The sequence below is a fragment of the Vibrio sp. CyArs1 genome, from assembly GCF_022432925.1.
Classification (GTDB): Bacteria; Pseudomonadota; Gammaproteobacteria; order Enterobacterales; family Vibrionaceae; genus Vibrio; species Vibrio mediterranei.
The window spans coordinates 416772-430993 of the sequence record NZ_JAKRBO010000005.1 but is presented as its reverse complement, the minus strand read 5'-3'; the positions used below and the strand labels follow the sequence as shown (position 1 = coordinate 430993).

The 14222-nt window shown below is 42.3% G+C and carries 19 protein-coding genes; 2 read left to right on the top strand and 17 right to left on the bottom strand.

Features of this window, described 5'->3' with window-relative positions; translation table 11 throughout:
* Positions 1–2129, bottom strand: a 2129-nt coding sequence (locus MMA19_RS17400) for a VCBS domain-containing protein (RefSeq protein WP_240206794.1), incomplete at its 3' end; no start/stop codon positions are given.
* Positions 2130–2576: 447 nt separating this feature from the next.
* Between MMA19_RS17400 and ggt the strand changes: the two genes are divergently transcribed.
* Positions 2577–4346, top strand: a complete 1770-nt coding sequence (gene ggt / locus MMA19_RS17395; protein ID WP_240206793.1) for a gamma-glutamyltransferase — start codon at positions 2577–2579, stop codon at positions 4344–4346.
* 19 nt (positions 4347–4365) lie between these two features.
* Here the strand turns inward: ggt and MMA19_RS17390 are convergent, their stop codons facing one another.
* Entirely contained in the window at positions 4366–4971 is a 606-nt protein-coding gene (locus MMA19_RS17390) for a nucleotidyltransferase family protein (protein WP_006072366.1), read from the bottom strand.
* A 77-nt stretch (positions 4972–5048) separates the two neighbouring features.
* On the opposite strand from MMA19_RS17390, the gene MMA19_RS17385 reads away from it, so the two are divergent.
* Positions 5049–5237 (top strand): hypothetical protein, encoded by a 189-nt coding sequence (locus tag MMA19_RS17385; protein WP_006072365.1) that lies wholly within the window; start codon positions 5049–5051, stop codon positions 5235–5237.
* 61 nt (positions 5238–5298) lie between these two features.
* Here the strand turns inward: MMA19_RS17385 and MMA19_RS17380 are convergent, their stop codons facing one another.
* From MMA19_RS17380 to MMA19_RS17310, 15 genes are all read right to left on the bottom strand, one after another.
* Entirely contained in the window at positions 5299–5775 is a 477-nt protein-coding gene (locus MMA19_RS17380) for a GNAT family N-acetyltransferase (protein ID WP_240206792.1), read from the bottom strand.
* 2 nt (positions 5776–5777) lie between these two features.
* Positions 5778–6245 (bottom strand): 2TM domain-containing protein, encoded by a 468-nt coding sequence (locus MMA19_RS17375; protein ID WP_088877251.1) that lies wholly within the window; start codon positions 6243–6245, stop codon positions 5778–5780.
* Positions 6246–6444: 199 nt separating this feature from the next.
* A complete protein-coding gene (locus MMA19_RS17370) occupies positions 6445–6846 on the bottom strand; it encodes a DUF1801 domain-containing protein (RefSeq protein WP_240206791.1) in 402 nt (133 codons plus the stop codon).
* 10 nt (positions 6847–6856) lie between these two features.
* Complete coding sequence (locus MMA19_RS17365; protein ID WP_240206790.1) at positions 6857–7609, bottom strand: SDR family oxidoreductase; 753 nt, start codon at positions 7607–7609, stop codon at positions 6857–6859.
* Positions 7610–7802: 193 nt separating this feature from the next.
* Positions 7803–8513 carry an HAD family hydrolase gene (locus tag MMA19_RS17360; protein WP_240206788.1) on the bottom strand — a complete coding sequence of 237 codons (711 nt, stop codon included), beginning with the start codon at positions 8511–8513 and terminating at the stop codon, positions 7803–7805.
* A 158-nt stretch (positions 8514–8671) separates the two neighbouring features.
* Entirely contained in the window at positions 8672–9088 is a 417-nt protein-coding gene (locus MMA19_RS17355; protein WP_240206786.1) for a GFA family protein, read from the bottom strand.
* A gap of 32 nt (positions 9089–9120) precedes the next feature.
* Positions 9121–9750, bottom strand: a complete 630-nt coding sequence (locus MMA19_RS17350; protein ID WP_236110575.1) for a DUF1349 domain-containing protein — start codon at positions 9748–9750, stop codon at positions 9121–9123.
* Between the two features lie 50 nt (positions 9751–9800).
* A complete protein-coding gene (locus MMA19_RS17345) occupies positions 9801–10328 on the bottom strand; it encodes a PH domain-containing protein (RefSeq protein WP_240206784.1) in 528 nt (175 codons plus the stop codon).
* 206 nt (positions 10329–10534) lie between these two features.
* Complete coding sequence (locus MMA19_RS17340; protein WP_198557770.1) at positions 10535–10810, bottom strand: hypothetical protein; 276 nt, start codon at positions 10808–10810, stop codon at positions 10535–10537.
* A 12-nt stretch (positions 10811–10822) separates the two neighbouring features.
* The gene (locus MMA19_RS17335) at positions 10823–11272 is read right to left on the bottom strand and encodes a YHS domain-containing (seleno)protein (protein ID WP_124941110.1); all 450 of its coding nucleotides are present in this window, start codon (positions 11270–11272) and stop codon (positions 10823–10825) included.
* Between the two features lie 387 nt (positions 11273–11659).
* Positions 11660–12049, bottom strand: coding sequence for an MAPEG family protein (locus MMA19_RS17330; protein WP_240206783.1), 390 nt, complete (start codon positions 12047–12049; stop codon positions 11660–11662).
* 46 nt (positions 12050–12095) lie between these two features.
* Positions 12096–12479: a hypothetical protein gene (locus tag MMA19_RS17325; protein WP_107306923.1), complete on the bottom strand. Its 384-nt coding sequence runs from the start codon at positions 12477–12479 to the stop codon at positions 12096–12098.
* A 177-nt stretch (positions 12480–12656) separates the two neighbouring features.
* Positions 12657–13433: a phosphotransferase gene (locus MMA19_RS17320; protein ID WP_240206782.1), complete on the bottom strand. Its 777-nt coding sequence runs from the start codon at positions 13431–13433 to the stop codon at positions 12657–12659.
* Positions 13433–13885 carry a DUF3291 domain-containing protein gene (locus tag MMA19_RS17315; RefSeq protein WP_240206781.1) on the bottom strand — a complete coding sequence of 151 codons (453 nt, stop codon included), beginning with the start codon at positions 13883–13885 and terminating at the stop codon, positions 13433–13435. Before MMA19_RS17315 ends, MMA19_RS17320 begins: the two co-directional genes overlap by 1 nt.
* A gap of 69 nt (positions 13886–13954) precedes the next feature.
* Positions 13955–14200, bottom strand: coding sequence for a Rho-binding antiterminator (locus tag MMA19_RS17310; protein WP_240206780.1), 246 nt, complete (start codon positions 14198–14200; stop codon positions 13955–13957).
* Between the last annotated feature and the right edge of the window lie 22 nt (positions 14201–14222).

Genomic DNA, 14222 nt, shown 5'->3' with positions numbered 1-14222 from the left:
ACCATGGTCGTAACGACTTGAGTATCACCTTTTGAAAGGTGCTGATAAGAGGCGTGGCTCGGATCGAAGGTGTAGCTACCATCTGAGTTGAATGTCAGGCCATCAATTGGGTTTGAAGTGGTGTACGTCAGTAAGTCTTGGTCAACATCGGTAGCGACCATTTGACCATGGAAAACCGCGCCATCTTCTTTTAATGACTGCGACTGCCCTGCCATCATTGGCAAGTCGTTCGTACCCGTAATGGTAAACTTGAGCTCCTCTCGATGCGAACCGCCAGCCGTATCAGTCACGGTGACCATGGTACTAACGACTTGAGTATCACCTTTTGAAAGGTGCTGATAAGAGGCATGGCTCGGATCGAAGGTGTAACTGCCATCTGAGTTGAATGTCAGGCCATCAATTGGGGTTGAAGTGGTGTACGTCAGTAAGTCTTGGTCAACATCAGTGGCCACCATTTGACCATGGAAAACCGCGCCATCTTCTTTTAATGACTGCGACTGCCCCGCCATTACCGGCAAATCATTGACGCCATCAATTTCTATCTTTATCTCATGAGTCGTTCCATCAACCGATGCTACAGTAAACGTTTCATGTAGCTCATCACCTTTACCTAATTGTTGAACTGCAGCTTGTAAGTTATTAGCTTCATAGCTCCAATGACCATTAGCATCAATATTCAAACTACCAAATTGACCGACAAGTACTTGTGACGCAAAGTGTGCTTCGCCTATGTCAGTATCAACAATCGTTAGGTCGCCTTGCGTCTTTATGCTGCCATTTTTGACATGCAAATCTTCTACGACTGCACCGGAGTCGATCCCTGAAATGACAGCATTATCATCGCTCCCACCGATAACTATTTGGATATTTTGACTCGTGTGGTCAGCGGTATGGATTGATATTGTCTCAGTAATTTTCTGTTGAGAAGAGAGCTGCTGTACTGCATGGAGGCTGTTATCAACTTGATATTGCCAGTGCCCTTGCTCATCAATAGTTAATGTCCCAAATCGCCCTTTTATTACCTCCGCTAACGTGTGCGATTCACCATGGTCAATATCATGTACTTGAACTTGTCCTGCAACGGTAAGTAAACCAGAGGAGTCAACATTAATGTCTTCTTGAATGTGACCAGAAACTTTACCTGTAACATTAGGGATGTCATTAGTACCCGTTACTTGAATAACAAAGTTTGCATGAGACGTCAGTCCCACTGAATCCGTCACAGTTACGGGTACTGTCAGTACTTTAACTTCGCCCTCTTTCAAGCTCTGATAAACAGTATCCGTCGGATCAAAAGTGTAAGTGCCATCTGGATGCAGTGTTAAACCATCCACCTGAGTATTGGTAGCAAAACTTATGGTTTCATTGGTGTTTTTGTCTGCTGCAATCAATTGACCGTGTACAATCAGTCCGTCTTCTTTCACTTGCAATTGCTGGTTAAGAAACTTCAGCTTATTAGCGACATACTGTTGAGTAGGTCCCGGAGCTCCAAGTAAATCGCCTTGCTCATTTTCAGATGACTGCTGATTTTCGTGATTATCTGCATTTAGCAAGCTTTTACTTTTACTTTTACCTTTGGCAGAAGGTTCATTATTGTTCTTTGCCAACAAGTCGCTTTCAGCAGAGCTATTAGAGCCGTCTATGGATGATGAGAAATGTTCTTTCGTTGTTACTTGGATAATTTTAGGGTCATGGCCAAAAAGTAAATGCGGATTTGTAATGGCGTGAACATGATAATGATTCAGTTGGAGTCGAGCACTAGGGGTTATTTTATTACCTTCCTCTATCGCCAAATTTGCTTTTGGTTCAATGAGTTCTTGTTTTGACACTAAATTGCTTGAGCTTACTTTAGGCGACTCTGAATGAATAGCTTGATGCTCAGTCTCAACAAGCTGCTCAGTGCTAAGCAGACTTTCACCGTTTTGAGCACTTGCATGTCTAGTGGCTAGAGAAGGTAATATCAGAGCTAAAGCAGGAGGTAGACCGACTTGGTATCGCAAGGTACTAAAAAGGCGACGTTTTTTTTCGTTTTTTTGCTGCTTCTTACGGCTAACGGTCTTTTGGGGTAGAGTTTCCTTTATACTCTGGCCGCTTTGGGTCTTCGCTTTATCACTCTTTTTATCCGTCATTCGTCCATTCCTAACTTCTAACTCTTTCATAAAGTTAAGGATATGGATGAAGAATTTGCTAATTATTCTTATCGGTTTTGCTTGTTTTTCTATATAGAATCAAAACAAAAGTTTCATTACAAGTTGGTCTAAGTCAGCAAAACAAATCAGGCTAATGTAGACGACAATAAGTACCGCTATCATCAAGTAGTAACAAGCCCGTTTTGTTGCATCACCTAGCTGTCGACTCATTATAAAGAGCATTTCTTACCTCTCTTTGTTACATAGACGCATACATAAAAACAATAATCATTGAAAATGACAGCAGTGTTATTTGGCTTCAATTCAGCAAAGTAAGTTTCGGAAGCAAGTGCACATAAATAGACTAGAATTAGGAATTATCTTTTTCAGGAACGTAAAAAAGACTGTGGTAACAGGTAATTAACCCTACTATTATAAGGAAGTCAGATGTCAGTTAAAGCGCCCACCTCTCGACTAATTGCGATTACAATTAGTGCCTTACTCGCTTCATCCAGTGTACACGCTTCGCAACAAGCGGCGGATGCCTTTGCACCAGAAATGGCAACCGGGACGAGCGACAAACAACTCGTCAAAGCAAAAGACTGGATGGTAACCGCAGCCAACCCTGAAGCGACACAAGCTGGTGCTGAGGTTCTAGCTCGCGGTGGCAACGCTGTTGATGCCATGGTTGCCGTGCAGCTGATGCTAGGTTTAGTCGAGCCACAATCAAGTGGCATTGGCGGCGGCTCATTTCTTGTCTACTGGGATTCAAAAAAGCAGCGGTTAACCACCTATGATGGTAGAGAAACAGCACCATCAGCTGCCAATGATGACTTATTTCTTGATAAGAACGGAAAACCACTTAAGTTCTATGACGCAGTGGTAGGTGGTCGCTCGGTGGGCACGCCAGGTACGGTCAAACTGCTTTGGGACGTTCATCAAAAATACGGTGCTCTTGACTGGGATGAAGTGGTGCTGCCTATCGCTCAGAAAGCCGAGCAAGGTTTTACTATCAGCGAAAGATTGTCGATGCTCATTGAGAATGACGTCGATTTTCTTACTAGACACCCAACAACAGCCGCTTATTTCCTCAATAAGGACGGCACCCCAAAAACACAAGGAACCTTGCTAAAAAACCCTGACTACGCACAAACCTTAAGAACTATTGCAGAAAAAGGCAGTGACGGTTTTTACAAAGGCCCCGTAGCTACAGCGATAGTCAACGCCGTTCAAAAGGAAGCAGCAAGCAATCCAGGCAAACTTTCACTGGCCGACCTTGCTAACTATCAAGTAAAGAATCGACAAGCCGTCTGCGCCCCATATAAGCAATACGATGTTTGCGGCATGGGCCCTCCAAGTAGTGGCGCGCTAACACTGGGACAGATTCTGATGTTAACCGAACCATTCAAATTAATTGAGCTGGGAAGTAATAACCCAACCAGTTGGCAAATTTTAGCAGATGCTTCAAGGCTAGCATTTGCTGACCGCGGTCTATACATGGCCGATAGCGATTTCTTCGATGTACCAGTGAAAGGACTGCTGGATCAAAAGTATATCGCTGAAAGAAGCGCGCTCATCACACCAAACGAAGCGCTGCAAAAAGTATCCGCTGGCTCTCCACCCGCAGTAAAAACCGTTCAACTGGCACAAGATCAAGCCATAGAACTTCCGTCTACAACGCACTTCAATATTGTGGACTCGCAAGGCAATGTTATATCCATGACCTCTTCCATTGAAAACGTATTCGGGTCGCGTGTCATGGCAGCTGGATTCTTATTAAATAATGAGCTTACCGACTTTTCATTTGTGGCCAACAAAGATGGTAAACCTGTGGCTAACCGAGTGGAAGCGAATAAACGCCCACGTTCTTCAATGGCACCGACTATCGTCATGCATGACGATAAGCCTTACCTTGCTATCGGATCTCCCGGCGGCAGCAGAATTATTGGCTATGTGGCGCAAAGCATCATTGCACACGTGGATTGGGGAATGGACATTCAACAAGCCATTGATCAACCGCGCATGATTAACCGTTTCGGTGCCATGGATGTTGAAATAAACACGCCTCTGGCGGACTATGCACAGCAATTCGAAGCAATGGGCTATAGCGTTAATAAGAGAGATCTCAACTCTGGTCTGCACGCAATACGAATTACTGAAACAGGTTTAGAAGGTGCCGCTGACCCAAGACGCGAAGGAGTGGCGCTCGGTAAATAGACATCTTGCTATGAATGGCCTAAGTGCTTAAATGCAGTTTAGGCCATTTTTCTAACCACTGCTTCTCATTCACGCGATTCAGAAATATCTGATAGTCCCGCTTGATGTTATAAGTCACGTCCCCCTCGAACAACGATTCCAGTTCAAAAGCGTGAACAATTTCGATTTGGTCATTGTCGAGCAGCCTAACGGCTATGGCTGTTTCTTTCTCGGGCCAATAAGACATCGCATCTTGCAAGCTTTTATATGGTTTGTCGCCATTACGAGTATGCATTACCGCTTGGTTCTTGACTTGCCAATGATAACGAGGGTGTTGCTTAGATAGCTCTTTTTCGATAGTTCGCTGTATCTCTAGCCCCTCCACCTGATCATCAAAGTAAATCACATCAATATCGTTTAATGGCGTTGAAAATTGATACTGATGCAGTGAATCCCAAACTAAGTTTCGAACAAAACCCGCAGCTACATAAAGGCGATAGGAAGACCTTGAAAGTGCCTGAACGGTTTGGAGCAACTGAATTCGGTTCTCATCTTGTACCAATAGCTTGGTCAATTTTTCAAGATATTCATTTGGATTGTTTCGCATACGAGTTATATCACCACGAGCATTATTAAAAGATGCCATTCATTGATTTAAATCAAATTATTAATTTGATATTAGTTTTATGTTGTAAAGGTGTTAAGCACAAGGAGACAAGCATTATGGAATTAAAAAAGGACCCGCGCTGCTATACCGACATTTGTATCGATGGCAGATGGTTTCATCACGATCACTGTACCGATACAGCCTATATGCTTTGGGGAGGCAGTTCACCACAACTAAAACTAGAAAGAACACCAAACACCGAAGATGAACTGATTGGTCTTCTAAAACAGGCAAGATACAAATAACCCATGATGCTGGTTAGCCTCTATTACGTCTACCAGCATCGAAAATAAAGCACTCTAACTACTAAGTAAGTTCCACTCCTACCACTTGATGATTCTCATCACATTCAGAGTCGATAGTTTTCCATCCAAGATGTAGATACATCAACGGCACATCAGTATAAGCAAACAGAGTTTTCTGTTCGGTATTAGACATGAGGTGAATTGCACAGTCGATGAGCTGGCGAGCAACCCCCTGACCTCGCCAAGTTTCATCAACATACAATGCATTAAGCCAAATTACATTAGGTGGATTTTTATCGCTGCCACTGTCTTCCGGAGACGAAAATAAAGTAAACGCGAGCCCACCTATCAGCTTTCCATCCTTCAACGCCGCAATAGGGTTTGGAATGCCCTCCTTACGTTCCACATCAAATCTAAAGTCACTCCAACTAAGCTGAAATAGTCGCTCTAGTTCTTTCAACATTGTGGGTTCAATAACTTCAAGCGTTTGAAACGTCGCTGGAAAGCTATTTAAGGGTTGTGTTGTCACTTGTTTCATTTCTACAGTTTTTTTCCGAGACGCTTTTCAATTTGTCGCTTTTCCCATTTAGGACCAAAGAAGCTAAACAGTTCAAACGCATTGATTCCGTGATTGAGAATACCGATCCCCCATCCCATCGCTGGCCACCACGCCCAAATATAGCTAGGGTCCGTGACAATGTTAATGGTAAACAGTAACGTCATAACTAGCACGTACGTCATCAAGTGAGAGTAAAAACCTTTGATAGCTCTTACCTGATCGATAACGTTCTGTTCTTCCTGTGTGATCTCTACTTTACTGCTCATTTTAGGCTCCTGCTGTAATTCAGTGATGGTTGTTTCAAATACAGCAGCTAGTGATTTTAGGGATTCCAAACCCGGCTTTTGCCCTCGCTCAACTCTCTGAATCGTCCTTATACTTAAACCGCTTAATTCAGCTAATTGTTCTTGAGACCAACCACGTTGTAATCTAAGTTTTCTAATAATCATCATCTACCCTTTCTGCTGTTGCAAAACAACTGTACTTACTTGGAGCTAAAATCGTTACGACAGCAATCTGCCACCTCTATGACACTCTTTATTTATCAAAGACTTAAATTTTACATACTGGCTTCTGATATAACCAAGTTAGACAACAGCAATGCGTGACACACAATACAAGTTACTTATTTTTCGCTTTGCGACTACTTTACTGCCCTAATAATGGCAAGTGTTTAACGTTATGGTAAGTAAACGCCAAAGTGACACATTGGTTAATCATTGAAGGGAGTGGTTTTGAAGTAGACAGAATGATAGCGCGATTACCTTGGAACTGAAGCGATTCTCCGTAAAGCTCTTTAAAGGTGTCAACGAGCTTCGATTGGCAATTGAAGTACAAATAGTATTGAGTAGGAGTGTTAAGTTTCCAATCTATGCGTATTGGGCTCCCTCCCTCAACTGAATAACTCGGCTCTCCCCATTTCAACGATTCCTTTACTTCACCAAGCGCAAGCTCTTTAGCTACTTGATAGATCAAAGTCCTGAGTTCAAGCATCCGTGAACGCACTTCATTCGGATATTGGTTGAATTTTTCTTCGACAGATTTGTCCATGAAAACCTCGTTATAAGCCACCAGCTAAATCGAGAAAGTTACCCGTTGAATAGGAGGATTTATCCGATGCAAGCCAATATATCGCTTCTGCGACTTCTTCTGGCAGACCACCTCTACCAAGCGGTAGAACCGATTTGAGCCTGTCAACTCTCCCTGGCTCCCCACCATCACTGTGCATATCCGTATATATCAGCCCCGGACGGACACAGTTCACTCGAATACCTTCTGAAGCCACTTCCAACGATAACCCTTTAGTGAGGGTATCAATTGCACCTTTAGACGCGGCATAATCAATATACTCATTTGGCGAGCCTGAACGCGCGGCTCCAGACGACACATTTACAATGCAACCGCCGCTACCACCAGTGCGCGTCGACATTCGTTTGACCGCTTCTCTTGCACATAGAAAATAACCAGTGACATTCGTTGTTAGTATGGTGTTGATTCTGTCTGCGGACATATCCTCTAAGCGAGTCTGCGGTTTTAAAATACCCGCGTTATTCACCAACACCGATAGTGTTCCTAATTCACGATCAACGGTCGAGAATAAGCGCAGAACTTCATTTTCATCAGATACATCGGCCTGAACAGTGATGCATCGCCCTCCTTGCGCTTGTATACTTTCAGCCAAAACCGAAGCAGAACCTACGTCAGACCTATAGTTAATACATACCGCATAACCTTTCTTTGCAAAAAGTCTAGCGGTAGCTGCTCCTATCCCTCGGCCCGCACCGGTAATCAATACTGCTTTATTCTTATCCATACGACTAAATCCTGACTTCATGTATCTTGGAGTTCATTACCTTAACACATCAAAGAAATAGTACTTGGGCATACCACCAAACAAAGCAACACAAATGAGTCGTAGCAGTGTTAACCAGCCTGCGATATGAGGTGCAATCACCGATAGTTATTGCCGATTACCCAAAGTGCGCCGAAGTTTCTTTCTGATACTGTTACGCATATTTCCCGATTATTTGAAGTAGATCTTCTACTTTATGGGCAACATAATCAGGCTTGGCTAGCCATCCATCTGGCTCTGAACGACTGTAAGCTGCGGCAACTGAGATGACCTTAGAACCTGTCCCTAGTTCTTTCTGCAAGTTACGAGCGAACTGCGTATCTGCTTCATGATCGCCGATGTACATCAGCAATTGTTCATTTTTGCTTCCCAAAATGGACTCTACACATTTAACTCCACCATAAGGGTTTGGCTTTTGGCTTCCATCAGGAACATCGTTATAACCGACAACCGACTTAAATGGCGAATTGATCCCGTGATTTTTCAGCACACGACGAATGTTGTTTTGAGAGTTCTGAGAGCAGATGCCGTGGGGAATATTAGAGAATTGCTCGATAACACCTTGAATGCCATTAAACAGAGAAACTTCCGTTTGGTTTTTCTCCTGATGCTCAGCCCACATTCCTCCAGCGACAAGCATTTCTTCGTGTGTTAATCCATAGTAGTCAACATATAGCTCTTGCCAGTTCTTAGCACCATGGTTCGCTTCATGGTACAAGTCTTCACTAAGCAAGTATTTCGGTAAATTCTCGTTTGATAGGTGTGGTGCGACTATCGATAAAATCGTTTTGGTAATATCAATATTCTTTGGCACAGAGTTAACCAACGTGCCATCATAATCCCAAAGTACTGCGTCTAACTTCATTATATTCAAATCACCTAATTTTTAATTTTATCAGAAGGTTAGTTGGTTTCAGCGCTCTACTTTAATGGTTTATATATTGATGACTGTGAGGTATCGCAAAAAAGGACAGATTGATACGCAGTGTTACCCATACCTTCCTCGTAAACGCTTCAAATACACTAATGTTCTTCTGTCATAAAGCCAAGATATTCCGGGGCGACTACTCCCTTACGAAACCATTCCGTTTTTTCGGAACAAAAAATCTGAGCATTGGGAGACAAAGAGAGTGCAGTATCCAAACAGCCCACAGGAACAACCAAATCCTTCCCGTTCTGAGAATCATGAGGTAAACCAGAGCCGCAGCGTGAACAAAATACCTTAGTGAATGCTCCACTCGGATGGTCAAATCGAACAGTCAGCTCTTCACCTATAGTCCAAACTATGTTGTTTTTATGGGTAATCGCATTTGAAGCGTGCGAAGAACCCGTTACCCTGCGGCATTGCTCACAATGACAAAAATAAAAGTTCTCAAAGCTGTCTTGAACTTCAAATCTCACAGAGCCACACAAACAGCCACCAGCTACTGTCTTTGTCATAACATCTCCTTATGTTAGATTTTCCAACTCCATTAAACAGCGTGAGCTAACCACTTGCATGGTTCTATATTCAATTCAGTGAATCTAGCGGTAAATGAAGATTGCAAAGGACTACAAGCATAAACACCAAATGTCACTGGAGTTTGGGCAGGTAAAGGTGGATTTGATTTCCCCATGTCAGCCGTCGTCTCACCCAATTGATGAAGATGGAAAATCCGCATTTGCTTAAAGGTTTGTCCATCAAATGACGACTCAATGAGAAAGTCAGGACCACGACGACTTAGGCGATACCAAACCTCGTTTGGCAATGGAATATCGGACGTTGCCCAATCAGAATAACCTAGGTTTGTCACAACACTGCCTAGCCTAGAATACTCTTCATTCTCATACTCAATCGAAGCTTTAAACCAGTTTTCGCTGTCTAGATAAATGATTAAACCGCATTGATCGAACTGAGCTTGGTAGTCAAATTGTACTTTCGTAGTGAAAGTGAAATTCTCAGTTGTCTCAAGTTGTAGTGCTGGAGCGTTATCATTTCTGAAGCCATAGTAAGACCGCTGCCAAAAGTCCGTCTCGGGATCTGTGGTTATTGATACAGAGCCTTTAGTTACCTCACTATTCCTCGGTTTGTATAACCATTTCGCTGTCGTAAAATCTATCATTGTTAAGTTCTACTGCTTTCTTGTTGTAGGCCCTATCATACCAATAAGTATCAGTGTTTCTGAGCGCTACGTATAATACTGAAAACATAATTGGGGTCTTTAATTAAATCTAACTTGGGTACACCTTTGGGTGTGCCTGATAGAGTCATTCCACGTTGCGTCGCACTTTGCGAGCCCAGTAAGATCGTTCCTACTCCATCCGAACGCTCCGACAAACTGACCTCAGGAAGCGCGTGGATATTCAAAGAAGTGATATTTCTCTGAATAAAGCCATCAACTATGATGATTCTCTCATTGGTAATTCCATAAAATGTCTTCTTCCTTTGAGAGGAGTCCCAGAAAAAGCGACCTAGTACAAAGTTCAAACCAATAACGACAAACACCCCACCAAACAGTAAAAAGAAAATCGACGCCCCCGAGTTAAACGCAGTAAATTCCCAAAAAATCGCAAAACCACACCAAAGTAAACTAAACGGAACCAGAAACAGGTCGGTACGTCGGAATACGATTCCCTGCTTTGGTTGCCCTGACCAAATCAACTTCTCTCTTGGCTCAAGTGCTTGTTGAATAATGTGCATACTTCTTCCTTGGGTGTTAGTAAAACCGCCAGTTCTCTTTTCCTAGTATTGTTCTTAGCAGTGCTTTCCGTTGTAGCCTTATCGTCCATCAGTTAGAGCGTCACTTTCAAGTAACAATTATTTATATAGCAGCATTTAATTAGGTTAAGATTTATTTCCACCTTCTTAGAATCTGACAGGCACAAGATGCAAGTATCAGAATGATTTCAAATAGAAGAGTAGCAATCCTTTGGTAGGGCTGGGAGAGTTAGTGCTTGAGATTGCAATCCAATCGAAGATATCAGCATGTACAGTTTCTTTAAGAAACCTTGGTGCTCACTTTTGTAAATAGCCTCGGCTTCCTCTGCCGATACTACTGTGATAATTAACGATTGTTCGACAAAACCTTGTTTGATTAACTGAGTAGACTCTTCTTTGAACGTTGCTGACTCTATACAAAGGTAAGTGTAACTATCACCTTTGTTATAAAACTCAAAATCCATTTTTCCCTCAATTTAGTTCTTAAGTAATTCAGGCCAATTTAAATCAGCTTTTTGTACATTCCCGCTAATATCCTTTTGCCAGTTTTTTTGAACTGACTTGCTATAGTTCAAATACAACTTATTCTCGAAAATATACCAAGCATTAGGATCGATGCTAGCCGTGTAGCCTTGACTTACAGCCCACGCGCAGTATCCGCCGTATTGAGGCGCATAAGCTGTTGGGTTAGAAACAAACTGCTGCCGGTTTTCCTGTGTCGAAAAGTACCATTTAGCGCCATTCCACTCATAAGTAATATCACTATCACCTTTTAGTGGTTTACCTACCGTAAAGTAAGCAACTGGGTCATAACCTTTTATCGCTTTGCCAAAAAAATCACTATAGGTGGGTTCCAGTGCATAAACATAAGTCCACGAACTTAACCACATCAGTATTATCGAAAACAATCTTGCTGAGTATTTCATAACGCACCCTCCTCTATCACCATAGATAAAGAACTGAGAAAGCAGCGAAAGATTTCATTCACGCGATAATTTAAAAGTACTAATCCGTTAAACTCAGCCTAGGGAAGTAAAGTAACAAATACCTGCAACCATTAAGAGGTTTCTACAAACAAAAGGACGTGGCTTGGTTAAATCTTTCGGTACCCCTTTTTCAATAAGATGCAATTGAATAAACTCAAACGTCGACATGTCGGCCTCTACTTGTTGCTTAGAACATTATGAGGCCTATTTGGTGAGGATTACCCTAACCGCTCGTATATTTCGACACACTTCAAACTCATTGGACTAAACCACATCCCATTATGAGTTGCACTAAATGAAGAAATAAGCCTAATAAATAACCTGCCATCAACTAGGCATACTCTGCAACATAATCGCAAAAGAGCAACCTATTGCAACAGTCCAAGATAAAGAACGTAACGTGGCTTTGTTGAGCAAGTAGAGAATGTTGTAAATAACGCGAAATACGATGTGTACTACCGCTAAAAACTGTACGGTCTCATTAATGGTTCCCGTCGCAATGGCCAGCAATATCGCTATGGCAAACACAATCAAAGATTCGAAAGCATTTTGGTGTGCCGCTAAAGCACGCTCGCCAAATCCTTTGAGTTTTGCTTGCTGTTCTCTGGGATTATTATTGTCGTAACCTCCAGCTCTATGCATTGCGACTGCAAGAGGTATTTTCGCCAGATAAGGCAGTAGTGCCGCAATAAATAAACAAAGTACTAATGTCGTCAAGTTCTAATCCTTATGAAGGTTGTCCTAAAGCCCTTTTGAGGACCTATCATGTGCATTTATTCAACATAAAGTGCCAATCCTCTTCTGATATCCAAGACTGAAACACCCTCTTTCTATGATAACCAGTTTGGGTTAAAGAAGTCACTCTTATGTAGGGTTTGCCCAGCAGTGACTTTTGATACCTTAATGCCGCAGGTATATCGTAAAGGTAGACATCTTCATCATCAGCCGTCAGGTGACTTTCATTGTTTCTGATCGTGACTAAAACCTGAAATACCGCACCAAAAAAGGCACTTGCATATGCCACAGCACTTTGTTCATTTGAAAATACAAAGTGAACAACTAATACGGCCGTAACCCCTCCGACTAACGAAGACAGACCCATCTTCCACGCTCGTTGTAACCCAACAAATTCGATTGTACGTTTCATAGAACTTTCCTCCTGGTTGTTATGTTCTATGAACCACCCACTGATAGACAGATTGCTTGCTACTATTGCGACTGGAATCACTGCGGCATATTCAGGTAGAGTGTTGGTAATCTACTTTAGTGACTGTGGAGTTCACATTAACAGTACTAGAACAGGTCCACTTTATCGGCTTATCCATTACAACGATGTCACCACCTTTTGGCACCAAGCAGGAACGTTACCATTAAACCAATTGATGTATTTCTGAGCCTCGTGGTTTCGACGACTAATCAAAAGATTAGTCACCTCAATCACTATCCAAGCTTTCGCTATTACTAAATGCTTTTCCAGCATTTCTGCGGAAATAGAAGGATTGTAGATCAAATATTTATCTATGACTGCACGATAGTCTGAGCGCGTACCCAACCCTTTAACTAGTGGCGCAAGATCTATAGCAGGGCTACCGAAACTAAATCGCTCCCAATCGAAGAGAACGAGCTCACCATTATCCCTTCTCCCCCAATTGCCATCATTAGTGTCGCCAGATACTAATCCACGATGCTCAAATAGTTCTGAAGACAAAGTCTGGATAGTTAAGAGTGCATCTTGTGTTTCACTAGGTAGCGACAAAGCTCGAAAAGCAAATTCTGTATCCTGTAACGACCAAGCATGCTGTTTTACCTCAAATGTAGGAATATATGAGGATTGATGAATGTGTGACAACTGCTCAAAAGTACCACTAGATTGCTGTAATTCCTCTAAAGTTACTTTATTTGGTACTAGCTCAATGAATAAATCGTCGCCATCTACGTTAATTAGTTGTGGCGTCTGCACATTTTTAAGTTTCGGTGCAGCATATTGATAGAAGCCAACTTCCACGGAGGACGCATTCCGTTTATTGATGTAGGTCCTTCCCTCGTCTTCACAAAGGATAACTTGGGCGTTTCCCATCTTCGATAAATCTTGCGACTTCATTACTTAGTCTTAATATCGAGCGGCGTATAATTAGTCTTGAACGTAAACACGTAGGGACTATCACCATTCGCTCTTAGATACGCTAATCGTTCCAAAGCTTCTTCTGTTGATGGAATGTGGTGGTCTTCAATCCACCATAACACGTAGGTATCCTCAGCAAGCCGGTGAAACCATTCACCTTTGCGGCGCATAAAATCTCTATGGTGTGTTCTAAACATAAAGTTTTTAAGCGAATCTACCGACTCCCAAACAGACATATTTACTATCATGTTGGGGTCATCGAAGAGTTGTATACTGGTCGCATCACCGCTGTCATCTTTTAAGCGCCAAATAAAGCCTTCACTTTCTTCTGCAATGCCATTGACCAAGTCTAAGTTATCAACGAACTCCTTAATCTCAGGAGCATCGAGCGGATATTTTGCTAATGCGATATTTAGTTGTGCCAGTTTCATAAATTCCTTTCCTTGGAATGCATACGGTTGATGGCTAACACCATTCTTTTTCCCATTGATGTTCAAACATCATTTAAAGACGACTTCAGAAAAATGTGGGTTATCTACCAATACCTCTAACTTATTGATTTCATCTAATATAACAAGAACATCTGTTTCCTTAACATTTAGCTTCAGACATTCATTGTTGCTCTCGTCTCGCGCTGTATCCAATGCAATACCCTCTAGTGGCTGACCCACTTTCATCGTTAATTTAACCGGATAACGATACATACACGCTATTTCAATATAATCGTAGTCACTGCAACTTATCATTCGTTAACCTCAGAACTGCTAA